Below are 19,880 nucleotides of genomic sequence, written 5' to 3'. Positions count from 1 at the left end.
CCATTCGCATCGAAAAGTTGAAGACCGGCCGGCATCACCAGATCCCCAATCGCACGCGCATGCGGTTGCTACCGTCATAGACCCGAATCTGGTTTGCCTCGATTTCGGTGCGAGCGCCATTCGATCCGGTGCGCAGCAATCCAATATTGGCGCTGATCGCAGACAGGCTCGGCGTCCCGATGCCCTCAGGCGAGATCTGCGTACCCAGGCCCGAGTGCGAGTACGGCGAGAACACCGTCTGATACGACGAGGCCACTGCAAACATCGGCATCGTGTAGAAGAGCCAACTCGTCTTTTCGGTCTGCCCGGGCTTGGTCGGCCCCTTGCGGATCGCCAGCAAAGCCGTCACCGCATTGGCTGGCGCGGTCACGAACATGCCGATCCGCTTCCACCCGCTCAGCACCTTGCCACCCACCTTCTCCGCATCGTTGCTCTCGGTCGACTGAATACTCGATATCTGGTTGTTGTTGACGTCGTAGAACTCCAGGCCGGTCCAAACCATGCACCGATGCGCACCGGTGTAAACGGAGAACTCGTAGCGCTGGCCCGGAATCACCGGGATCTTCGGCGAGTGCGCCTGCACGAATGCCGACTTGTTCTGAACCGAGTTGTTGATCTCGTTCGGCTGAAAGATGCTGCAGGCGCTTTGGCCAGGAAGATGCCATTGATGGTCTTCCGGCGAATTCATGCCGAACTGCGACTGCGAAGCGAAGGTCTCGTAAGCGCTCCAGCCGGTTGGGACCGCGTCGAGGGTGTATGTTTTCGTCCCGCCGGCGCCGGCCATCATTCCCGAGTCGGGCGCCATGTTCGCGCCCATGCCCACATTGATCAGATCGGCAGTGATCGACCCCGCCTTGAAGCTCCGTGCCTCGAGCGTGTTGGACTTGATGTGGTCACCGTTGATCTGCTCCGCATCGATCATGCGGCCCTTGAGCACGCCGTCGATGAACATGTTGCCCGCAAAGCCGAATGAGGACTTGCCATCGACGTTGCCGAACACCACCGGGTACTTCACCTCGGTACCGCTCTGCGTTGCCCAGGCGAATTTGTCGGAAAGCACCACGAAGTTGGAGTTGCGTCCGTCGCTGTCCAGGACCACACCGGCGACGTGACTGTTGGCGTTGACGTTGAGACGCCAGCTGCTCTTCACCTTCCCATCGAGCGTTGCCAACGCCGACACCGTGTTCGTGATCGCCGCCGTGTTCGCGCCCGCCGAGGTCGAAAGCTGGCTGATCTGCGTGGCCTGGGCCGAGATCGTGCCGTTGATCGAACTCACTGAAGTCGAAAGCGTGGAGGTCGCGGCAGCAGTGACGACGATATTGCTTTCGGCCGTCGACAACCGCGCCCTCACTCCGATGATCGCAGCGGCGTTGGCTTCATCTTCCTCGATGCGCGCGGCACGTTCCTCGTAGACCAGGCCGCTGGCCAAGCCCTCCAGCGACAGCGGCTGCCACGCACCGAGCTTCGCGCCAGGCGCTTGTGCGAATTCGAGGCGCAGCGATGGCCCAACGACATCCAAGAGCGTACCGGCGACCCCCTTCGCCCCCGTCAACACCGCAGAAAGCGCCTGCCGCTGCGACACCTCCGCCGCGTCGGCCCGTGCACGCGCATCGGCTTCGCTGGTCAGTGCGGCCATGCCGGCCGTCTGGTTGTTGTTCACGGTCGTCGAAAGCGCGCTGATCGAGCCCGCCTGCGCGGCGTCGGCCGCGACGCGGGCCGTCTGTTCGCTGAGCAGCCCGGCATTGGACGTCGACAGCCCGGTCGACATCGAGGCCGCCAGCGCCTGACGGGCCACGACCTCGGCGTTGTCCGCGGCCACGCGCGCCTGGCGTTCGCTGTAGATCAACCCGCCGGTGACCGCGTTGAGATCGCCGCCCGCATAGGCGCCGCGGATCTGCGTGGCCAGGGTCTCGCGTGCCGCGACCTCGGCACTGTCGGCATTGCTGCGCGCCGACTGCTCGGCAGTGAGGCCCGCAGTCACGGTCGACAGGCCCGTCGAGACGGACGTGGCCAACACCTGGCGCGCCGTCACCTCCGCCTGGTCATCGGTGATGCGCGCCTGACGCTCTTCGTAGATCAGGCCGGACGTGAGGATCGCACCCGTCGGGCTCTGCCACAGGCCGTAGCTGTCCTCGAGGAAGTTCGCCTCCATCGACGCACCGATCACCGTCGCCAGCGTGCCCGAGATATCGGGCATGCCGGTCAGCGCCGCGGACAGCCCCTGCCGCTGGGTGATCTCGGCCGCATCGGCACGCACGCGCGCATTGACCTCGGTCTGCAGCGCCGCAGTGGTGCTGGTCAGGGTGGTCGACAGCGAGGTCGACAAGGCAGAGATCGCGCTGGCATTCGCGCTGTCGCCATCCGAGCGCGCGGACTGCTCCGCCACGATCGCCGCGTCGGTCTGCGTCTTGTTGTTGACGACGGTGGTCGACAAGGCCTGGCGCGCCGTCACCTCGGCCGTGTCGGCGCTGATGCGGGCCTGGCGTTCGCTGAAGACCAGGCCCGCGCTCAGCGCATTCACGTCCGTGCCGGCATAGCTGCCGCGCATCTGCGTGGCCAGCGCCTCGCGTGCGCTCACCTCGGCGGTGTCGGCATTCGCACGCGCGGTCTGCTCGGCCGTGAGGTTGGCGGACACGGTCGACAGGCTGGTGGACAGCGACGCGCCCAGGGCCTGCCGCGCCGAGACCTCGGCCGCATCCGCATTGGCGCGAACCGTCTGCTCGGTCAGCATCGCGGCGTCCGCGGCCGTCTTGTTGCCGGTCACGGTGGCGGCGAGCTGCTGCCGCGCCGTCACCTCGGCGGCATCGGCCGAGACGCGCGCGTCGCGCTCGGCCGCCAGCAGGCCCGAGCTCAGCGCACCGACGTCGTTGCCGGCGTAATTGCCACGCAGTTGCGCCGCCAGGGTTTCGCGCGCCGTGACCTGCGCCGCGTCGGCGCTCGCACGCGCGGTGGCCTCGGCCTGCAGCGCCGCGTTGGAGGCGCCCGGTGACGGCCTGCCGATCGCTACCCAGTCGATCTCGAAGTAGTCGGTGGCCGACTGCGCGACCGAGAGATCGATACGGATCTGGTCCACCGTCACGTCCCAGCCGGGGCTCACGTTGACCATGCCGATGCCGGCGGCATCGTAGGTCGGCTCGTTCAGCGTCGCGGCGCGGCCTCCGGTGAATCCGGTGTCGGCGGCCGCGCGCCAGAAGATCTGGCCGGCCCAGACGGGCGCGCCGACCTTGCGGATCCGGATGCGCACCTGGCTGAAGGTCGCTCCCGCGCTCGCGAGGCCCGTGGGCGAGATCACCCACGGGTCGCTCGCATTCGCCGGCCGCAGCCAACCCGCCGTGGCGACCGGTGCGCCATTGCCGCCCCAGGCCTCCACGCCGGTATCGAAGTACCAGATCTTCGCGTAGTCGAACTGCTCGCCCACGCCCGCCGAGATCAGCGTGATCTGCTGCGCCAGCGCCTCGTCCTGCCTGGCGCGCGCGGTGCTCTCCTGAAAGATCAGCCCGCTCGTGACCTGCGACAGATCCGTGCCGTCGTAGCCACCGGTGAGCTGCGCCTGCAGGGTCTCGCGCGCCGTCACCTCGGCCGCATCGGCCGTCAGGCGCGCCTGGCGCTCCTCGGCCAGCAAGCCACCGACGCTGGTCATGGTGGCGGGCTGCCAGACGCGATAGCTCGATGCCGCGAAGTCGAGCAGGAGCGACGGGCCCTGCACATAGTCGAGGCTCGCGCCCACGTCCGGCAACCCCGTCAGCGATACCGACAAGGATTCGCGGCTGCGTGCTTCGGCGCTATCGGCCGTGCTTCGCGCCACCGCCTCGCTGGCGAGCGAAGCGGCCAGCGTCGCATCGGCGTTCTGCAACTGGGTGGCGAGCTGCTGGCGCGCGCCGACCTCGGCGGCATCGCCACTGACGCGCGCGCTCTGCTCGGTCTGCAACGCCGCGGCCGTGGTCGACAGCGAGGCCGTCAAGGTCGTGAACTGCGACGAGAGCGCGCTATCGGCCTGCTGGCGCACGGTGGCTTCGTTCGAGATCGCGGTGCCGCGCGCGGCCGCCTCGGCGATCAGCGCCGCGGCACGTGCGTTCTGCTCGGCCGTGATCGCATTCGCGCGCAGCGTGGCTTCGGCTTGCACGGCCGTGGTTCGATCCGTGACCTCTCGCGCCACGGCGGCGATGCGCGCCTGCACCTCGGCGGTGTCGGCCGCCGCGCGCGCCGCGGCTTCGTCCGACATGGCATCGGTCAGGCCGGCGATCTGTTGCGTGCGAGTCTGGGCCTCGGCTTGCAACGTCGTGAAGCGGTTCTGCGCCTCGGCCTGCACGGCCTGAACGCGCGCCTGCCCTTCGGCCACCAGCGCCGCGGCGCGGTTCTGCGCTTCCTGTGCGATCGCCGCGGCATTGGCGCTGTCGGACTGCTTCAGCTGGTCGACGGTTTCCTGCAGCCCCTCCTGCAGTTCTTCCAGGGCCTCGTCGATGCCCGGCAGCGTGATCAGTTCCTTGAAGCCCGGCGCGCTGCGATTGCCCGCCAGGTCGACGGCGCACACCCAGTACAGGTAGGTGCCCGGCACCGTCTGGGTGTACTTGTAGCCGAGGGCGTCCACCAGGTTCAGCACGCGTGCTTCCGCATAGACGGAGCCGACGCGCACCTCGTAGCCCCGCAGGGGCTGCGTGGTCCCGCTCGCGGGCCACTGCAGCTCGACCTGGTCGCGGAAGGCCTGCCCAGTCAGCACGGGCTGCGCGGGTGACAGGATCTCGATGGCGGTCGACACCGGCGTGGACCACCGGTCCGTGGTGTCGCCATGCGATGCCCACAGCTTGATCACGCCCGCCTGCAGCCAGCCGAGGTTCGCCTGAACCGCCTTGCCCGACCAGACCTCCGCGGCGGTGGCCCAGTCCGTGCCGATGCGCAGTTCGGTCAGGTTCCAGTCGAGCAGGTCGAGGCCCGCCGGCTCGGCCCAGCGCGCATGGACACCGTCGTTCTCCACGCCGAGCTGCAGCCCGCTGACGCTGCCGGGCGGCTGCGTCTTGCCGGTCACCACGTGCTCGACCATCACCCAGCTGCTGACCGCGTAGGGCGTCGCGAAGCGCGCGCGCACCTGGTAGACGCCGCCCACGGACAGTCCGAGCAGGAAGGTCTCGACGGCGTCGCCCGGCAGGTCGATGCTCTGCCATCCCTCGCCGGTCTGCATCAGCCGCCATTGCACCCGGATCGCACCCGTGCGGGCGGCCGCATCGTCGGCCCAGGGCGCCCAGCTCACGCGCGCCCGCACCACCGTCGAGCCGCCCTGCTGCACCATCAGTTCCGGCCCGCTCTTCACCATGAGGTCCATCGGCGTCTGCGGCGCGATGAAGGGGCTGGGAAGGTTGGTGTTCGGCGCGGCATCCGACAGCACCTCGTCGGCGAGGTCGTAGTAGGCGGGCACGTCCTCGATCACCTGCAAGCTCAGCGGCGCGTTGCGCTGGTAGCTCCAGTCCTGCACGCGGAAGGTCTTGTTGGTGAAGCCGTACAGCGCGCTCGAGAGCACGATCCGGTCGCCAGGCTGCAGGTGCCAGGCCAGCATCTTGGGATGGATCCGCAGCACCAGGCCACCGCGGCTCTGCTCGACGGCCACGCGCGCCAGCTGGTGGCAGCGCACGTGAGAGCCGGTGAAGGCCAGTGCCATGTCTCGGAACTTGTCCTTCTCGTCCTGCGCACGGAACACGGTGTTCTGGTAGGGCTTGAAGTCCTCGTTCACGCCATTGCGCGCCGCGTTCACGTAGGTGCCGCGCACGCCGTTGATCCGGTCCGCGCCGACGTTGGCGGTCTGGACCACGGCGGTCGGCGACAGCATGTCGACGTCCGTGAGATTCAGCACCGCCGTCGACCACGCGCCCGCCTGGATCCGCCAGACGCCACCGGTCTCGAGCGAGAAGCCGGCCATCGACTCCTCGAGCTGCTGGCGGGTGCTCTCGCGGTCCTGATCGGAGCGGAAGGCACCGTCGCAGGTGTAGCGGACGTTCGAGTTGCCATAGTTCTCGGCGTCGACACCCATATAGACCTGGTCATCGCAGGCGCTGGCCGCGCCGATCAGCGCGGCTTCGTCGATCTGGTCGGCGGCCGCGAGGTAGCCGGCTTCCGAACGGATGAAGTCCGCCAGGCACAGCGCCGGATTGCGCGAGTAGCGGGTCTGCCCGTTGCGTGGGTCGTAGACCTTCTTGCCGCGGATTCGCGCGGTGATCGCGGGCAGCCCTCCCTGGAAGCGCTCGAACAGCATGTTCAGGGTCACGACCGCGTAGGTGTAGCCACTGAGCCGGTGCGCATCGGTCCAGAGATCGAGGTCGGGGAAGGTAGCCTTGAGGCTGTCCCTCATGAAGACGTCCGCGGTATCGACACCGCCCGGCGAGGTGTGGAACTGGACGTTGACGGCGGGGCCTTCCGACGGCCATCCCTTGAACAGCGGTGGCAACTGGAACTCGGCGCCGTCGGTCCAGCCCGTCGCGTTGGGGCGACCGACCGACGTGCCTTCGATGAAGATCTCGTCGATCGCCTCGCACTCGTGGGCCGCGAAGACGATCACCACATGCTTGAACTGCGCCTGCGCGCCGCTGTCGAGCACGGCCACGATCGAACCGCCTACGGGTGCCGGCGCGCCGTAGATGGTGGTCCATGGCGATTCCGCGCTCACGATGGTCGTGGTGCGGTCGCGCAGGTTGGCGGCGTCCTCGGCGGCCTTGCGCGCAGCGGCTTGGCGCGCCTGCTTGCGGGCCTGGGAGGCCTTCGACAGGCTCGAGACCACGCTGACAGCCAGCATCGCCCAGGACGCCAATGCCCCAGTGCCAGCGAGTGCCGTGCCGATGACGGAGATCAAGCCGCTGACCGGATCGGCAGACGCGCTGCCGCAAACCAGCAGCAACGCCAGGAACGCAAAAAGACGAGTTGTCACGCCGCGCATGCAGACCTCCATGCAGCCACCGCTGCCGTCAAGGGAAGAAAGTTCATTCGATCCACGCCGAGCGCAGCGACGTGGGTGCCGGTGCAGATGCCGAAGCAATGACCGGAGACGCGGCCGATGCGGCCGCCACTGCGGGCGAGCACCACGTCGCCGCGCTGGGCGCACAGGCCGGGCTTCGACGGCCCGAGCAAGGCATTGCCCATGGCCTCGAAACCACCGGCGGCCCGCACGTAACGCAGCGCGGTCAACAGGCGCCGCGGCACCAGGGCACCATCGTCGGCGCGCAACGGGGCCAGCGGATCGGTGCCACGCACCTCGCGCACCCAGTCCGCCGCGAACGTGGCGCAGTCGTTCTCGAAGTAGGCGAAGCGCAGCGCGCGCCGGGCCTCGATGAAGGCGTCGAGATCGGCGTTCATTTGGAGCCCACTCCCAGCAGCTGGCGGTACTGGAGATTGGCCTGCAGCCACTTGCCCACCCACACGGCCGGGTTGCCGATGATGCTGGTGAGGTAGCTGAAGCCCATCTCGCCCGGATGCCGTGCCTGGTGCTGCGCATGATTCATGCGCAGCGCCGCCGGATTGCTGCGCACGTCGTAGCTCGCCGTGCGGCAGTCCATGCTGATCGACGCCGTCGTGCCGTCGCGCTCGATCTTCATCTGGTCCATCACGCCCACGAAGCGCAACACCGGCTGGCCGGTGATCTGCAGCGTGGCCGCATCGACCAGCGCGATCCAGATGCGCACGCGCCGGTCCTGGTAGTCGGCCGGATCACCGAGCGCGAGCGCGCGCGTGCCCACGTCGATGGGAGAGAGCGTCAGCGTGAGCTTCTCGGCCGCGCCGTCCTCGCTCTCGTGCAGCTCGCCGATCGATCCCAGGTTGCCCAGGCCCAGCCAGGACTGTCCCATCGTCTGCACGTTGACTGGCCAGGTGGTGTAGCGCACCGTGCCCGAGCGAAGCTGCAGCTCCGCCAGCGCCATCACGCCGTAGGCGCCGGCACGGCTGGCCGCGTCGAATCCCGAATTGGTGTTCACCGTCATTCCCAGGACTCCATCAGGTCGAAGCTGAAACCGCCCTGCGCGCGCGACTCCGAACTCCAGTTGCTCTTCGTGTCGGTCCGGCGCATCAGGCAGGTCGGCCGGTCCCAGACGACCGCGCTGCCCGCGGCCACGGCGACGCGCAGCACCGGTTCGATCTGCACCACGATCAGGCCCGCGGCATCGGCGACCGCGTCGGCCTGCACGTGCAGCAGCTGGCGCTGGACCGACCCCTGGTTGACGCCGATCCAGTCGCCCTGCAGCAGCGTCTTGCCGGCCTGCGCGGCCCCCATCTGGATCGACAGCGACGATGCACCGGCCAGTGCCGCCACCGCGGTCCAGGTGCCGCGCGCCGTGCCGCGCGGCACCGGTTGCAGCAGATCGCAGATCGCGAGCACGTTGACCTGGCCGCGCAATGCGTGGGCGAGCGCGCGCCATTGCGCGGCCTCGCTCATCGAGGGAATGCGCTCCTCGCTCACGAGCGCGCAGGTGCGCCGCGGCGGTGCCAGCACGGCCACCTGCGTGGAGCCGGTGTCGCCGCTGCTGAAGCTCAGGTCGAATGTCTGCAGGCCGAAATCCTGGCGCTTGACCGGCAGGTTCGGCGGAAGTGTGACGATGCTCATTGGGGCACCACCCGCATGCGCTTGAGTTGTTCCATCTGACCCTCGTTGTTGGCTTGGAGCACGCGATCGAGGTCGGCCATGACGGCGCCCCTGTCGGACCGCGAATCGATGTAGAAGACATTCGAGGGCGCGAAGTGCAGCGCCTGCGCGGCCGCACCGCCTCCCTGCAGGCTCACGCCCAGTCGCCCGTCGGTGCCACGGCGCAGGGGCATGATGGCCTCGGCCCCCGCCTCGCCCATCAGGCCGATGCCCTTGGCAAACGGAAAGAACGTGGGGCGGTCGACGATGCTGCTCGAGTAGGCGTGCAGGCCGGGCGAGGAAAAGACATTTCCCTTCGCGCTGCCCACGCCGAAGAATCCGAGCACGGAGGTGACGAGGCTTCCGAACCAGTTGCCGCCACCACCACCGCCACCACCGCTTCCTCCGCCGCTCCCACCCCCGTTGAACAGCCCCGTGATCGAGTTGGACAGCCAGCCGGTGAACTTCTCCACCGCGGGCTTGAGCGTCGCGTCGTAGAGCGCATCGGCCAGCGCGCCGGAGACCTTCTTCTTGAGGGACTCGGCCATCTTGTCGATCGCGCCTTCCTGGCCCTGCATCAGCCCCGTGATGCCTTCCTTGAACGTGCCGTTGAGATCGTCAGAGAGCTTCTTGGAACGGCCTTCCTGCTCCTTCTTCTTGTCCTCGGCCGACTTGATGCCTTCGGATTCGCGCGTGACCTGCAGCAGGTTCTTCTCCGCATCGATGCGCCGGCTCAGCGCGTCGATATAGCCGGGGATGACGTTGTCGGTGGCTTCGAGGTCGCGGTACTGCTGCTCCAACTGCGCGATGCCCAGTTCCTGCAGAACGGTCTGAGACTTGCCTTGCTCCTCGTTCCTGGCTTTCAGGGCTGCCGTCTGGTCAAGAACGCTCGAGGTGCTCTTGCGCATGCTTTCGAGCTGAGCCGCCTGGTGCGCCTCTTCCGGATCGACAGACGTACGCTCCGAGCCGTCTGCGGCCATGGCGGGCTTTGCCCGATCCATTGGCCCTTCATTGCAACCGCACACCACCTCGATGCGAGTGCGCAATCCATCGACCTCGGCGCGCTGGATACCGGTACCCGCACCGCGGCCTTTCGATGCATTGCCCGAAACGCCCCTCGCAAGAGGTGACTGTGTCTTGCCGCCTTGGTAGGCCACGACCTTTCGAGCAATCTCGTCAGTCAGCTTGCCCTGCTCGATCGCTTCCGTTTCTTCCACTGCCGCATCGGCAGCCACCTTTCCTCGACTCGCGCTCTCTCCTTGCGCTGCGGCCGACCGGGCTTGCGACACCTGCAGTTCCCTCAGGCGTTCACTATCCCGGTCCCATGTCGATGACGCGGGGCGTCGCGGGTATCCAACGACAGCTCCACCCGGTGTTTCGGCCATCGACGTACCCACGCCGCCATCGCGACGAAGCCGGTTGTCCCGTTTTGTCGAGGCGCGCTCATAGTCCTCCCGCAACGTGCTGCCGCGACCGATATTGCGCGCGAGATCCCGGGGAAGCTCCTTCAACTCGCGGAAGCGCAGCAGTCCACGATCGATGGGCGTCATGTCCTCGATTTCCTGCCTGGCTCGCCGATCCATTGCGACAGCAAGAGCTTTTTGAGCGGCCGCGACGGCAGCCTCGTTGTTGCCTTGACTCTCGAGATCGCGAATCTGCTTGATGTCGTCCGGAGTGAGGTAGTTGCGGCCCTTGTTGAGTTTCACGGACCCCTTCAAGGGTTCGTCGGCCACCTGGGAGAACATCTCCGTGCCGTCCTTGATCGAGACGCCTGAAACCCGATTCATCTGCACCACTGCAGTCGCCGCTTCCTGTAGGACACGGGCCTGCACCTGGCCCGATGCCACCAGGCTGCTCAAGGCCTCCGCGGCTTTTGCCCGGGAACCACCTGTATTGCGCGCGATATCGACCTCCATTCTTCGAAGGTCGTCGTTGGTCACTCCGGCATAGTTCCCGCTTGCGGTCTTCGCGCGGGAATAGGAGGCGTCTTCTCTCTTGCCTTCGAGGCCGCTTTCGCCCATGTAGCGCGCGACTTTCAGGCCGAACCTGATGCGCGGATCGAGTCGGAGGGCGCCCATCGCCAGATTCGCAGCACCGGCGGCACTGGAGAGGTCTTTCAGCGCTTGCGTGGCAGCGGGCACTTCTTTGGTCACCATCGAAGCGCCGGCGAGGATTCCAGTTGTTTTTTCAGCAGCCATGTCTGTATGGTCCGTTTGAGAGAAAGAAAAAAATAAGGCCGACATCCGTCTGCCCCATGCTTCTTCGATGGGCCGAGGGCCCGCGACACCGCTAGGCGTTCAGCACCGCAATGCCTTCGTCCTCCATCACCTGCAGCTGCAGAAAAACCTCGCGCTGCCGCGCACGCGGAATGCCGAGGCGCCGCATCGCCACGTCGACCGCACCGAAGTCGAGCCCCTGGTGCCACGTGCCCGCGGGCCCCGCGACCACGCGCCACTGCGTGCGGCAGGCGTGGAACACCTCGAAGGCTTCCTGGTGTTCCGGCCAGAGCTCGAAGATGCGGATCTCCTCGCTGCCGGCCGCCGGCGAGACCAGCCGGACCGGATCGAGTCCGAGCGACGCACACTGGGTGCGAAGCTCGTCGTCGAGTTCGTCGTGAACACGTGTGTCGGCGCCGAGCACGTAGCGCGCGGCGCCCCTCAGTTTTTTACGGCGGCCGGGTACGCGTGCTCGAAGTAGCTGTAGGTGATGGCCGCCTCGAAGCCCGGCCACTCCTCCACCGCCGCGGCACGGTTCTCGGGCGTGCAGATGAAGGGCAGGCCGTCGTCGCCGGCCAGTCCCTTCCAGTCGGCCAGCACCATGTCGAGCAGCTCCCGGTCGTTGAGGCTGCGGTCGTCCAGGCGACGCTGCAGGGTGTCGTTCTCGGTCTTCGTCAATCGTTTGAAGACCGCATCGAAGCGCACCTCCTCGACCTGGCCGTCGCCCGGCACGCGCATCAGGACCGGCGCGGCGAAGGTGGGCTTGATCGCGAGCTTGAGTTTCTGGGGCATCTGGTGTGTTCCTTTCGTTTTCCGATGAACCCGTCGCTCAGCGCACGACGATCGACCACTCGTCGTTGCCCGCGCCGCTGGGCACGAACTCGAGCGGCACGGTGATCATCTGGACGCCATCGACATCGCTGTAGGTGGGCTTGCCGATCTGGGCGCGCGGCGACTTGATCTCCACCACGTTGGTCGCGCCCTGGCCATGCTTGAGCGCGAGCGCGACGCGCGTGCCGCTGCGCGCCATGCCGATCCAGTCCTTCACGGCCACCGCGGTGTTCTCGAAGGTGACGGAGCCGGTCGACACGCGCGCGGTGATGTCGACGGCATCGATGGTCATCAGGTCCCGCTTGACGACGGTGTTGCCCGCGTCGAAGGCGAAGGCGCTGGCCGCGACGCCCAGGCCATCGAGGCTCAGCGTGGTGTTGGCCTTGTTCACGCCCAGCGGGTCCATGAACTTGCTGTAGTCGGCGGTCGGCAGCGGTGCATCGGCGGCCGGCACGAACAGGCCCGTGAATTCGAACTGCCACTTCGGGATGCCCTTGGCATCGACGGCGGCCTTCACGTTGCCGTGGGCGTCGGTCATCTTGTAGACGGTGCCGTCGACGTTGCCGTAGATGGTCAGCGACTCCAGCACGTCGGTGGTGGGCGCGAAGGTGGTGCTGACGCCGGCCGCGGTGGTGACGCTGATCGCACATCCGCGCATCAGCGGAGCATAGGCCGGCACGTCACCTGCCGCGGCCACACCCGCCATTTCGACCGAGAAGGCGATCTTGCTGTACTGGGTCACGAGCACCGAGCCACGCGAACCGAAGTACGGACGCACGTTGTCACGCTGGATCACGTCGCCTTCGATGGGCGTGAGCGTGACTTCGCTCACCAGGATCGCATTGGCGGCCCCGGTGGGTGCGGCGTCGGTGCCGCGCACGGTTTCGGCCTTGGCCAGGATGGCCATCTTGCGCATGAGTTTGGGCATGTTTGCGTTTCTCCGTTGGTTGAAAAAGCGGGTGAAAGGGATGGAATCGAAAGAGCCGAAAAACACGCACCGATTGCGCGATGCGCCTGGCACGACCGCCCGGTTCGCACGGGCGCGTCGATGCCGTCCTTGCCGATGCGTGCATGCGGCGCAGATGGAGAGCGGCGGGACCGAACGGACACATCGCCGTTCGGCACCCGCCATCAGCGGGTGGAAAAAGCGCGGACGCTCAGAGGTAGCGCCAGGTCCTCAATCGCAACGTGGCGCCATGGCACTTGAGGCCGCAGAAATCGACGAGGCCCACCTCCGCGACCTGCACGCCGTCGGTGTCCTCGGTGTCTTCGTCCTCGTCCTTCAGCGGCGAGAGCGCGCAGGCACCGCCGAGCGTCGGATCGGCGCGCACCGCATCGCGGATGGCTTCGATCAGGGCGTCGAACACGAGCTCGGAACCCGCGGCGTCGTCGAAGGCGAGGTAGCCGCGCAGGGTCCAGGTGTCGATGGCGACACCACGCACCGCATTCAGCGCGTGTTCGCTGGTCTGCGCGCGGCGCAACCACCAGCCGCGCAGCTGCAGGGCGTGATCGGGCAGCTCGTGCAGGAAGAGCGCGCGCAGCGCCGCCTCGTCCGCGAGATAGCGCTCGCGGTCGTGCACGCGGCCGATGGCGGGCACGGTGCCCAGCGTCTGGACGATGGCGGTGCGGATGGCGGCGAGAGAGGTCATGCGTAGGCTCCGACGGTCATGCCATGCACACGATGCACGGCAGTTGCAATAAGAAAAGTCATCGAACGGCGACGAACGGGGCGGCAGAAAGATGCGGTGGCGTTCTTCTCGGTCGTTGGATCCACTGTCTCCGACGAAGCCCCGATCGCCGAGGCGGACATCTGTCCGCCGATGGCCGCGCGACGCGCATCAGTTGCCGCTGGCATTGCTGCGAAACCACTGCTTGAGGCTCTCCGCGAGCAGGGCGGTCGCGATGGCCATGGCACCGCCCGATGCGGCGCCGAAGGCCGCGGCACGCTGCTCCACCGCGCGCAGGCGGCTGTCGAGTGCGTCGAAGCGCGCGTCGACGGCGTCCATGCGCCTGTTCTGCCGGTCCTGGCCCTCCTTGAGCGCCGACACCAGGCCGTGGATCTGCCCGAGCAGGAACAGCTCCTGGGCGCGGATTTCCGGATCGTTCATGGCACGGGCCTCTGCGTGAGGAACTCGATCAACGCGGCATGACGGAGCCGGTCGGCGGCGCAGGCGCGCGCGTTGAGCCGCTGGTTGTCCCACGCGTCGTCGACGACAAGACCGGCGTCAGCAGCACAGGCCGCGTCGGAGGTATCAGCAGATCCGCAGGCACCGGCAGGGACGTCGGTTCCCGCCAGCGCGCTGTTCCACATCCACACAGCAGCGAGGCTGAGGCGATGGCGATCGTCGCCGACAGGGCCTGGCGGTGCCGCCTCGACGGCATCGTGCGGCAACGGCGCAGGAGACGGCGCGCCGCGTGGGACCCGATCAGGGCGATCACGCGCAGTGACGGGAGGGAGCACGAGAGCCACGCGCTGGCGCAGTTCATGGGAGATTCCTTCGAGAGCGAGATAGCGGGTCTGCAGCGCGCCCGCGTCCAGCTGATAGCGGGTGGAGGCGGCGCGGCCGCGTTCGTATTCCTTGCGCAGGGCCTCGGCGGCGGCGGCGTTGCGCTGCGCCTCCCTGCCCTGCCAGACCAGGCGCTCGCGTGTCGCGCCGGCCTCGTGGATGGCGGCGGCGAGCGCCGCGAGAAGGCCGATCGCCAGCATCGCCCCGGCGAGACGGAGCCAGGCCCTGGAGCTGCTGCTCATCCGGCGGCCTTCAGGCATTGCGCATGCAGGCGCAGGCGGTCTTTCCAGAGGCCCGCGCAGACCTTGTTGCCCAGCGCGGAGCAGTCGGTGCCGCCCGCGTACTTCCAGTCCAGGATGGCGTTGCAGGCCCCTTCGTAGTCCTCGGCATTGAGCCGGGTCACGAGCGTGGACACGCGGCCTTCGCGTCCGCCCGTGCAGAAATTGAAGGCACCGATGTTGTAGGCCAGGCTCACGTACGCGTCGTACTCGCCCTGGTGCAACGGCACCTTCACGCATTGCTTGAGCGCGCCCTCGTAGCTGCGGATGTCGCGCAATGCACGCTCGAGCGCGGGCACCGGCGTGGTGGTGTCGCCCATGCGCACGCCGTCGGTCGAGCCGAAGCCGATCGTGGGGACGGCGCTGCCGTGAACCGGATCCGGATAGGCCCGGTCGCTGTAACCCTCGCGCGCGACGATGCCGACCAGGCCCGCCGCGCTCAACGCCAGCGTGGCGAGTGCCTGCCGGGTGATGCCGCCTCGCGCTCGCGGACGCGACGCGTTCGATGGATGGATGTTGTTGTTGCCCATGACCAGATGGTCTGGCAAGGGGCATCGAACACTGAGGCGGACAGGTGTCCGCCGAGGGGGTGCGAAGGCCGCGGCGCTATGCCGGCGGCGGCCTCCGGCCGATGAAGCGCAGGGTCAGATCTCGCCGCCGTGCCAGACGACGCGGCCGCTGATCCGCAGGTCGGCCGCCTGTTCCGCGCTCAGCATCTGCGGCTTGTAGGCCAGGTTGTAGCTGATGATCTGCAGGCCGCCGGTCGAGAAGTCCCGTTGCAGGACCTTGACGTAGTCGTGGCCGTCGAGCTGGATGACATAGACGCCGTCCTGCTCGAGCGACCGGATGGCGGTGTCTACCAGCAGGATGTCGCCGTCGTTGATCTTGTCGGCCATCGAATCGCCGCGCGCATGCACGATCCTCGCGCTGGCCGGCTTGACGCCCTTGCGCGTCATCCAGGAGCGGCTGAACGCGAAGCGGCCCATGTTCTCCTGCGATCCATTGAAGGCGCCGTTTCCCGCGCTGACCTGGACATCGAGCAGGTCGATCAGCACGAACAGCTCGTCGTCGAGCCCCGAGGGCGGCGCACCCGCCTTGCCGGCGGGAAAGGGGTTGAACTCGGCGGGATCGACGCCGAGCGCCAGCGCGATCACGTAGAGCTGTTCCAGGCTGGGGTCGCTCACGCCGCGCTCGATGCGACCGACGGTATTGAAGTGCAGGCCGCTGCGCTGGGCCAAGTCTTCGATCGTCAGCCCCTTTTGCTTGCGCAGATCCCGTACGCGGCCGCCCTGGGCGTGCGCCAGTTCGCCCACCCGCGATTTCACGTGGCCTTCGTCGACGGGAGGAGACGGTGGCGGTGTCAAGACAAACCTCGATTCGACTTCATAGCATCAACACTAGACATAAATCAGGTTTCAGTCAACACAGAACACGACTTTTATCCATAAGACACCTTTCATAGGTTTCATTTTGAATGTTTAACTCGATTTGTGTTTATCATTGCGACAACAAACACAAAATACGATTAAGCAATGATCATGTGTCTCATCAGGGTCGAAAAAACACTGTTTTGGGTGTTTTTTGGTCTTCTCCGCACTCTAACCGGTTTTGAACACTGGACGGAAGTGCGTGCTTTCGGGTCTGTGGAAGGTCTCCGGAGCGGGGAGATGACCCGATGAACGCGCCTGGCTACATGGACGAACGGTGGTTCGTGCTGCTGCGCGCCGCTTGCCACGGACGCAGACAGGCCGCCATCGCCGCCCGGCTCGGCCTGAGCGGCGGCACGGTGAGCCAGGTGCTCAATGGCACCGGGAAATACGGCACGGGCCAGGCCACGACCACCCGGATCGCCCGGCGCGTGCTCGAGGTGCTGGGTCACGGCGGCGACGGCCCGGCCGGCGCGAAGCCGTTCCGCCATGCGGCGGACCACGCGGCAGGCAGCGTCCTGGCCCGGCGCATCTGCGCGACGCTGCGCAAGGAAGGCGGCTGGTGGTCGGCGCCGAATCTGGCGCGCCACTGGTCCTCGGCCGGCGACCTCGAGGCCATCGAGACGCAGCTGCAGGCGCTGCATGCCAGCGGCCTTCTCCAATGCCGCCTGCTGCCTTCGGCGCCCCAGCAGCCGACCTATGCCATCGCCGCGCAACGCGTGGCACCCCGCGCCTGCGCATTCAGTTCCGAAGGAGCTTTCGCATGACACAGCCACGCCCTTGCGGGCATTCCGTTCCCCTGCCTTTCGGGCGGCACGCCGATGCGGCGCGGCGCGCGATCCTCGGCCACCTGCAGGACCGCGGCGCGGCTTCGCAGACGGAGCTCGATCGCGTGCTGCGGACGCGCATCGCCGACCACCGCGACGACCCGGCCTGCTCGGGACTGCGCCAGCTGCTGTCGCTGCTGGCCAGGGCCGGCCACATCCATCGCATCGGAGCGCGGGGCAAGCGCCGATGGAAATCGGGAACCGGGCCGCTGACCGAACGGACCGCCGCGGCGCGCCAGATCCCGATGCTCGGCACCAGTGTCTACCGGCCCCCGGTTCCGTCCGCGGTACGCCAGGGTGCGATGGACTTCACCCGCATCCCCAGTGTCCTGCTCGGGCGCCGCTGTCCCTATCGCGCGCCGGGTGGCTGACGCCATCCGAACGCCCCGCCCTTTTTCCAACCATTCCAGAGGAGTTCACATGCAACAGATGCACGCACATCCAGGCCATCGGCAGCTCGAGGCGTCGATGCCGCGCCCGACGATCAAGCCCATTGACCGCGACCGTCACCACGTGGTCCGCCAGCTCTGCGAGGAAGCCAAGCGCCAGAGCGCGGCGCTGGTGGGCTTCAAGGTCGCGGCGATGAGCACGGTGCACGAGTTCCTCGAGCGCAGCCTCATGGACTACGACGTGCACCGGGGCGGCAAGAAAGGCAACGTGACGCTGGTGAGCGCCGACGGGCGGCACAAGGTCGAGCGCCGCGTGCAGGACACCATTTCGTTCGACGGCCGGCTGCAGGCGGCCAAGGCGCTGATAGACGAATGCATCCAGAACTGGAGCAAGGACATCAACGCCAACATCCGCCTGCTGGTCAACGATGCCTTCCGCATCGACCGGCAGGGCCGGATCAACACCGCCCGCGTGCTCGCGCTGCGACGGCTGGAGATCGCCGACGAGAAATGGCAGCAGGCCATGCAGGCCATCGGCGACAGCATGAGGATCGCCGGGACCAAGCCCTACATCCGCTTCTACGAGCGCGATGACGCAACGGGCGAGTACACGCCCATCCACCTCGACGTGGCGGCGGCATGACGGCGCCCGCGCACACCCTCTGCGCCTGGTGCCGCCCGCTCGAGCCGGGCGCACCGCCCGCGGCATGCGAGACATGCGGACCGCCGCATGAAACCAACGACCCGGCTCCACCTGCGCCGCCCAAGGTGCAGATCGGCCCGACCGACATCTGACCCGCCGTCCCGCCGCCACGCCGGCGCGCCCCTCCACCGACCGCAACACGAGATCGACAGAAATGAATCCCCCGGAATTTGTGAGCAGAACCCCCTGTCCCGTGCATGCCACGGAGGACGACGCGCCGGACAGCGGCGGCATGTGGAGCGGCCTGATGCAGGGCCGGGACGGCACGCCCCGTTCGCCGGCGAGCTGCGTCCGGTCCGCGCCGCGCTCGAACCGCTGCGGCGCGACGGCGCCGCGCCGCGCGGAGCCGAGCGCCGGCCGCTCGACGACCGACCTGCTGCCGCCAAGGCTGCAGGAGCTCATCCGCCTCATCGGCCTGCCGGCCACCATGCGCTTCGTCGAACGCTTCGGCGGCTCGAGGATCTACATCCCCGCCCATCCCGCCGAGGACCATCCCTTCGTCGCAGTGATCGGTTTCGAGAACCTGCGCACGCTGAGTGCCGAGTACGGCATCGACGGGATCGGGCTGCGCTTCGAGCTGCCGACCGGGCGCAGGGCCCTCAATGCCGCGCGCAACGAACGGATCCGGGCGGAATTCGACGCGGGCAAGTCGATCCGTGTCCTAGCCGCCGAGCACCGGCTCGTCGAGCGGCAGATCTCGCGGATCGTCGCGGAGGCTTCGCACGGATGAGCGCCGCCCTCACTTCGCCTGCAGCAGCGCCCCCGCCTCGAGCAGCACCAGCTCGTTGTCGTCGGCCTTGTTCGGCTCGCGGCTGCTCGAGAAGGGCAGGTTGTTGTCGTTGCCGACGACGATGTGGGTGGCATCCACCACGTCGACGTTCTCGATGGTGAAGAACGGGAACTTGAGCACGCCGTCGTTGAGCGGCTTGCGCGCGAGCTTGTCGGGGTCGGCGATGTTCAGCAGGTCGATGTAGCCGATCTTGCGCACCGGGCCGCCGACGTTGGCGTCGCTGAGCTCGACCTTGTAGACGCGCTTGAACTTCGCGATGTCGTGGAAGCAGTCGGTGCGCTTCTGGCCTTCGGGGCAGGCCTTGTCGCTGGTGCCTTCGCCGTTGTCGCGCTCGATGATCAGGCCCGTGGTGCCGTCGATCATGTTGAAGTCGCCGATGGCGTTGCCGTTGGCCTCGAGCACGTACTTCCAGTGGCGGCCGGTCCACTTCTCGCCCGCCACGTCGAACTCGAGCACGCGCAGCGCTTCCTTGCCCTCGACCTTCTCGAAGTCCTTGGCCTCGGCGTTCCACACCGGGCCTTCGAGCAGCGCGTAGAGCTTGCTGCCGTCCTTCGAGGCGGCCATGCCTTCGAAGCCCTTGGAGCGCTTGATCTGGAAGTCGACCGCGCCGCCGGGCACGCCGGGCGTGGTGACGGCCGGGTTGTCGGGCGAGCGCACGACCTTGCCGTCGACCTGGGTGTCGAACACGGCGAGCACCTTGCCCTTGAGGTCGGCCTTGATCAGGTAGGGACCGAACTCCTCGCCGATCCACAGCGCGCCGCCGGCGAACTGGAAGCTCTCGGGATCGAAGTCGGAGCCGGTCAGGTAGCGCTGCTTGCTGCCCTCGTGGACGATGCGGAACGGCACCTTCTTGTCGGGGTCGTGCAGGAACACGGTGGCCAGGCGCTGGAACTTGCCGCTCTTGAAGTCGACCTTGTAGTGGTTGAGGTAGAGCATGAAGTCGGGCGAGTTGGCCTTCGCGCCGGCACCGTTGTCGGTGAGGATCCAGAAGCTGCCGTCGTCCATCTTCTTGATGCCCGAATGGCCCTGCAGCGGCTGGCCCTTGAAGGGCAGCGACACGCCGGTGCCGCGGCCGCCCGAGAGGCCTTCGACGCTGCCGATGGCTTCCACGCGCTTGGGCGTGGTGAACTTGCCGCTGACCTGCAGGTCGGCCGGCGCATCCTTGGGCGCGGCGACGAAGCTCTGCGCGGGCAGCACGGCATGGCCGGCGAGGGTGGCGGGGAAGGCGGTCTGGGCCGAGGCACCGGTGGCGGCGAACGCAGCGGCGGCGGCCAGGGCGAGGAGGGAAAGGCGCGTCTTCTTCATGGAGGTCGGGAGTC

General features: G+C 67.5%; 18 protein-coding genes. 4 read left to right on the top strand and 14 right to left on the bottom strand.

The annotated features are described in order from the left end of the window. Positions 1-34: 34 nt before the first annotated feature. From AC07RV_RS15610 to AC07RV_RS15550, 13 genes are all read right to left on the bottom strand, one after another. Positions 35-6,778, bottom strand: a complete 6,744-nt coding sequence (locus tag AC07RV_RS15610) for a hypothetical protein (protein WP_492714061.1) — start codon at positions 6,776-6,778, stop codon at positions 35-37. Between the two features lie 128 nt (positions 6,779-6,906). After that, positions 6,907-7,335 (bottom strand): DUF6950 family protein, encoded by a 429-nt coding sequence (locus tag AC07RV_RS15605; RefSeq protein WP_093343515.1) that lies wholly within the window; start codon positions 7,333-7,335, stop codon positions 6,907-6,909. Next, positions 7,332-7,955: a hypothetical protein gene (locus tag AC07RV_RS15600; protein ID WP_296774742.1), complete on the bottom strand. Its 624-nt coding sequence runs from the start codon at positions 7,953-7,955 to the stop codon at positions 7,332-7,334. Before AC07RV_RS15600 ends, AC07RV_RS15605 begins: the two co-directional genes overlap by 4 nt. Then, entirely contained in the window at positions 7,952-8,575 is a 624-nt protein-coding gene (locus AC07RV_RS15595; protein ID WP_093343518.1) for a hypothetical protein, read from the bottom strand. Before AC07RV_RS15595 ends, AC07RV_RS15600 begins: the two co-directional genes overlap by 4 nt. Continuing rightward, the gene (locus AC07RV_RS15590; protein ID WP_296774740.1) at positions 8,572-10,791 is read right to left on the bottom strand and encodes a phage tail length tape measure family protein; all 2,220 of its coding nucleotides are present in this window, start codon (positions 10,789-10,791) and stop codon (positions 8,572-8,574) included. Before AC07RV_RS15590 ends, AC07RV_RS15595 begins: the two co-directional genes overlap by 4 nt. Positions 10,792-10,882: 91 nt before the next feature. Then, positions 10,883-11,233 carry a DUF1799 domain-containing protein gene (locus AC07RV_RS15585; protein WP_296774738.1) on the bottom strand — a complete coding sequence of 117 codons (351 nt, stop codon included), beginning with the start codon at positions 11,231-11,233 and terminating at the stop codon, positions 10,883-10,885. 17 nt (positions 11,234-11,250) lie between these two features. After that, entirely contained in the window at positions 11,251-11,601 is a 351-nt protein-coding gene (locus tag AC07RV_RS15580) for a hypothetical protein (protein WP_093343522.1), read from the bottom strand. 37 nt (positions 11,602-11,638) lie between these two features. Beyond that, entirely contained in the window at positions 11,639-12,568 is a 930-nt protein-coding gene (locus AC07RV_RS15575; RefSeq protein ID WP_093343524.1) for a phage tail tube protein, read from the bottom strand. A 229-nt stretch (positions 12,569-12,797) separates the two neighbouring features. Then, positions 12,798-13,289: a hypothetical protein gene (locus AC07RV_RS15570; protein ID WP_296774735.1), complete on the bottom strand. Its 492-nt coding sequence runs from the start codon at positions 13,287-13,289 to the stop codon at positions 12,798-12,800. A 189-nt stretch (positions 13,290-13,478) separates the two neighbouring features. Continuing rightward, positions 13,479-13,748: a hypothetical protein gene (locus AC07RV_RS15565; RefSeq protein ID WP_281078879.1), complete on the bottom strand. Its 270-nt coding sequence runs from the start codon at positions 13,746-13,748 to the stop codon at positions 13,479-13,481. Beyond that, complete coding sequence (locus AC07RV_RS15560) at positions 13,745-14,389, bottom strand: hypothetical protein (RefSeq protein WP_296774733.1); 645 nt, start codon at positions 14,387-14,389, stop codon at positions 13,745-13,747. The genes AC07RV_RS15565 and AC07RV_RS15560 overlap by 4 nt, the downstream gene beginning before the upstream one ends. Further along, complete coding sequence (locus AC07RV_RS15555; RefSeq protein ID WP_296774732.1) at positions 14,386-14,973, bottom strand: lysozyme; 588 nt, start codon at positions 14,971-14,973, stop codon at positions 14,386-14,388. Before AC07RV_RS15555 ends, AC07RV_RS15560 begins: the two co-directional genes overlap by 4 nt. A 96-nt stretch (positions 14,974-15,069) precedes the next feature. Beyond that, complete coding sequence (locus AC07RV_RS15550) at positions 15,070-15,750, bottom strand: XRE family transcriptional regulator (RefSeq protein ID WP_444852510.1); 681 nt, start codon at positions 15,748-15,750, stop codon at positions 15,070-15,072. Positions 15,751-16,100: 350 nt separating this feature from the next. Here AC07RV_RS15550 and AC07RV_RS15545 point away from each other — a divergent pair, with 350 nt between their 5' ends. The 4 genes from AC07RV_RS15545 to AC07RV_RS15530 all read left to right on the top strand — a co-directional run bounded on the left by AC07RV_RS15545 (position 16,101) and on the right by AC07RV_RS15530 (position 18,501). After that, positions 16,101-16,619, top strand: a complete 519-nt coding sequence (locus AC07RV_RS15545; RefSeq protein WP_296774731.1) for a hypothetical protein — start codon at positions 16,101-16,103, stop codon at positions 16,617-16,619. Continuing rightward, the gene (locus AC07RV_RS15540) at positions 16,616-17,050 is read left to right on the top strand and encodes a hypothetical protein (protein WP_296774730.1); all 435 of its coding nucleotides are present in this window, start codon (positions 16,616-16,618) and stop codon (positions 17,048-17,050) included. Before AC07RV_RS15545 ends, AC07RV_RS15540 begins: the two co-directional genes overlap by 4 nt. A 49-nt stretch (positions 17,051-17,099) precedes the next feature. Then, positions 17,100-17,711, top strand: coding sequence for a DUF3164 family protein (locus AC07RV_RS15535; RefSeq protein WP_093343537.1), 612 nt, complete (start codon positions 17,100-17,102; stop codon positions 17,709-17,711). A 214-nt stretch (positions 17,712-17,925) separates the two neighbouring features. After that, complete coding sequence (locus tag AC07RV_RS15530; protein WP_296774729.1) at positions 17,926-18,501, top strand: hypothetical protein; 576 nt, start codon at positions 17,926-17,928, stop codon at positions 18,499-18,501. 9 nt (positions 18,502-18,510) lie between these two features. Here AC07RV_RS15530 and AC07RV_RS15525 read toward each other — a convergent pair whose 3' ends face one another. After that, positions 18,511-19,866 (bottom strand): esterase-like activity of phytase family protein, encoded by a 1,356-nt coding sequence (locus tag AC07RV_RS15525; protein ID WP_296774728.1) that lies wholly within the window; start codon positions 19,864-19,866, stop codon positions 18,511-18,513. Positions 19,867-19,880: the final 14 nt, after the last annotated feature.

This window comes from Variovorax sp. GW821-FHT09B01 (assembly GCF_059418345.1).
Note: the sequence above shows the minus strand (reverse complement) of the source record. Positions and strands in the feature narration are given on the sequence as shown.

Coding starts and splice junctions, on each gene's coding strand:
- AC07RV_RS15610 (WP_492714061.1), bottom strand. CDS start 6,778: ATGCTGGCTGTCAGCGTGGTCTCGAGCCTGTCGAAGGCCTCCCAGGCC.
- AC07RV_RS15605 (WP_093343515.1), bottom strand. CDS start 7,335: ATGAACGCCGATCTCGACGCCTTCATCGAGGCCCGGCGCGCGCTGCGC.
- AC07RV_RS15600 (WP_296774742.1), bottom strand. CDS start 7,955: ATGACGGTGAACACCAATTCGGGATTCGACGCGGCCAGCCGTGCCGGC.
- AC07RV_RS15595 (WP_093343518.1), bottom strand. CDS start 8,575: ATGAGCATCGTCACACTTCCGCCGAACCTGCCGGTCAAGCGCCAGGAT.
- AC07RV_RS15590 (WP_296774740.1), bottom strand. CDS start 10,791: ATGGCTGCTGAAAAAACAACTGGAATCCTCGCCGGCGCTTCGATGGTG.
- AC07RV_RS15580 (WP_093343522.1), bottom strand. CDS start 11,601: ATGCCCCAGAAACTCAAGCTCGCGATCAAGCCCACCTTCGCCGCGCCG.
- AC07RV_RS15575 (WP_093343524.1), bottom strand. CDS start 12,568: ATGCCCAAACTCATGCGCAAGATGGCCATCCTGGCCAAGGCCGAAACC.
- AC07RV_RS15570 (WP_296774735.1), bottom strand. CDS start 13,289: ATGACCTCTCTCGCCGCCATCCGCACCGCCATCGTCCAGACGCTGGGC.
- AC07RV_RS15565 (WP_281078879.1), bottom strand. CDS start 13,748: ATGAACGATCCGGAAATCCGCGCCCAGGAGCTGTTCCTGCTCGGGCAG.
- AC07RV_RS15560 (WP_296774733.1), bottom strand. CDS start 14,389: ATGAGCAGCAGCTCCAGGGCCTGGCTCCGTCTCGCCGGGGCGATGCTG.
- AC07RV_RS15545 (WP_296774731.1), top strand. CDS start 16,101: ATGAACGCGCCTGGCTACATGGACGAACGGTGGTTCGTGCTGCTGCGC.
- AC07RV_RS15540 (WP_296774730.1), top strand. CDS start 16,616: ATGACACAGCCACGCCCTTGCGGGCATTCCGTTCCCCTGCCTTTCGGG.
- AC07RV_RS15535 (WP_093343537.1), top strand. CDS start 17,100: ATGCAACAGATGCACGCACATCCAGGCCATCGGCAGCTCGAGGCGTCG.
- AC07RV_RS15530 (WP_296774729.1), top strand. CDS start 17,926: ATGAATCCCCCGGAATTTGTGAGCAGAACCCCCTGTCCCGTGCATGCC.
- AC07RV_RS15525 (WP_296774728.1), bottom strand. CDS start 19,866: ATGAAGAAGACGCGCCTTTCCCTCCTCGCCCTGGCCGCCGCCGCTGCG.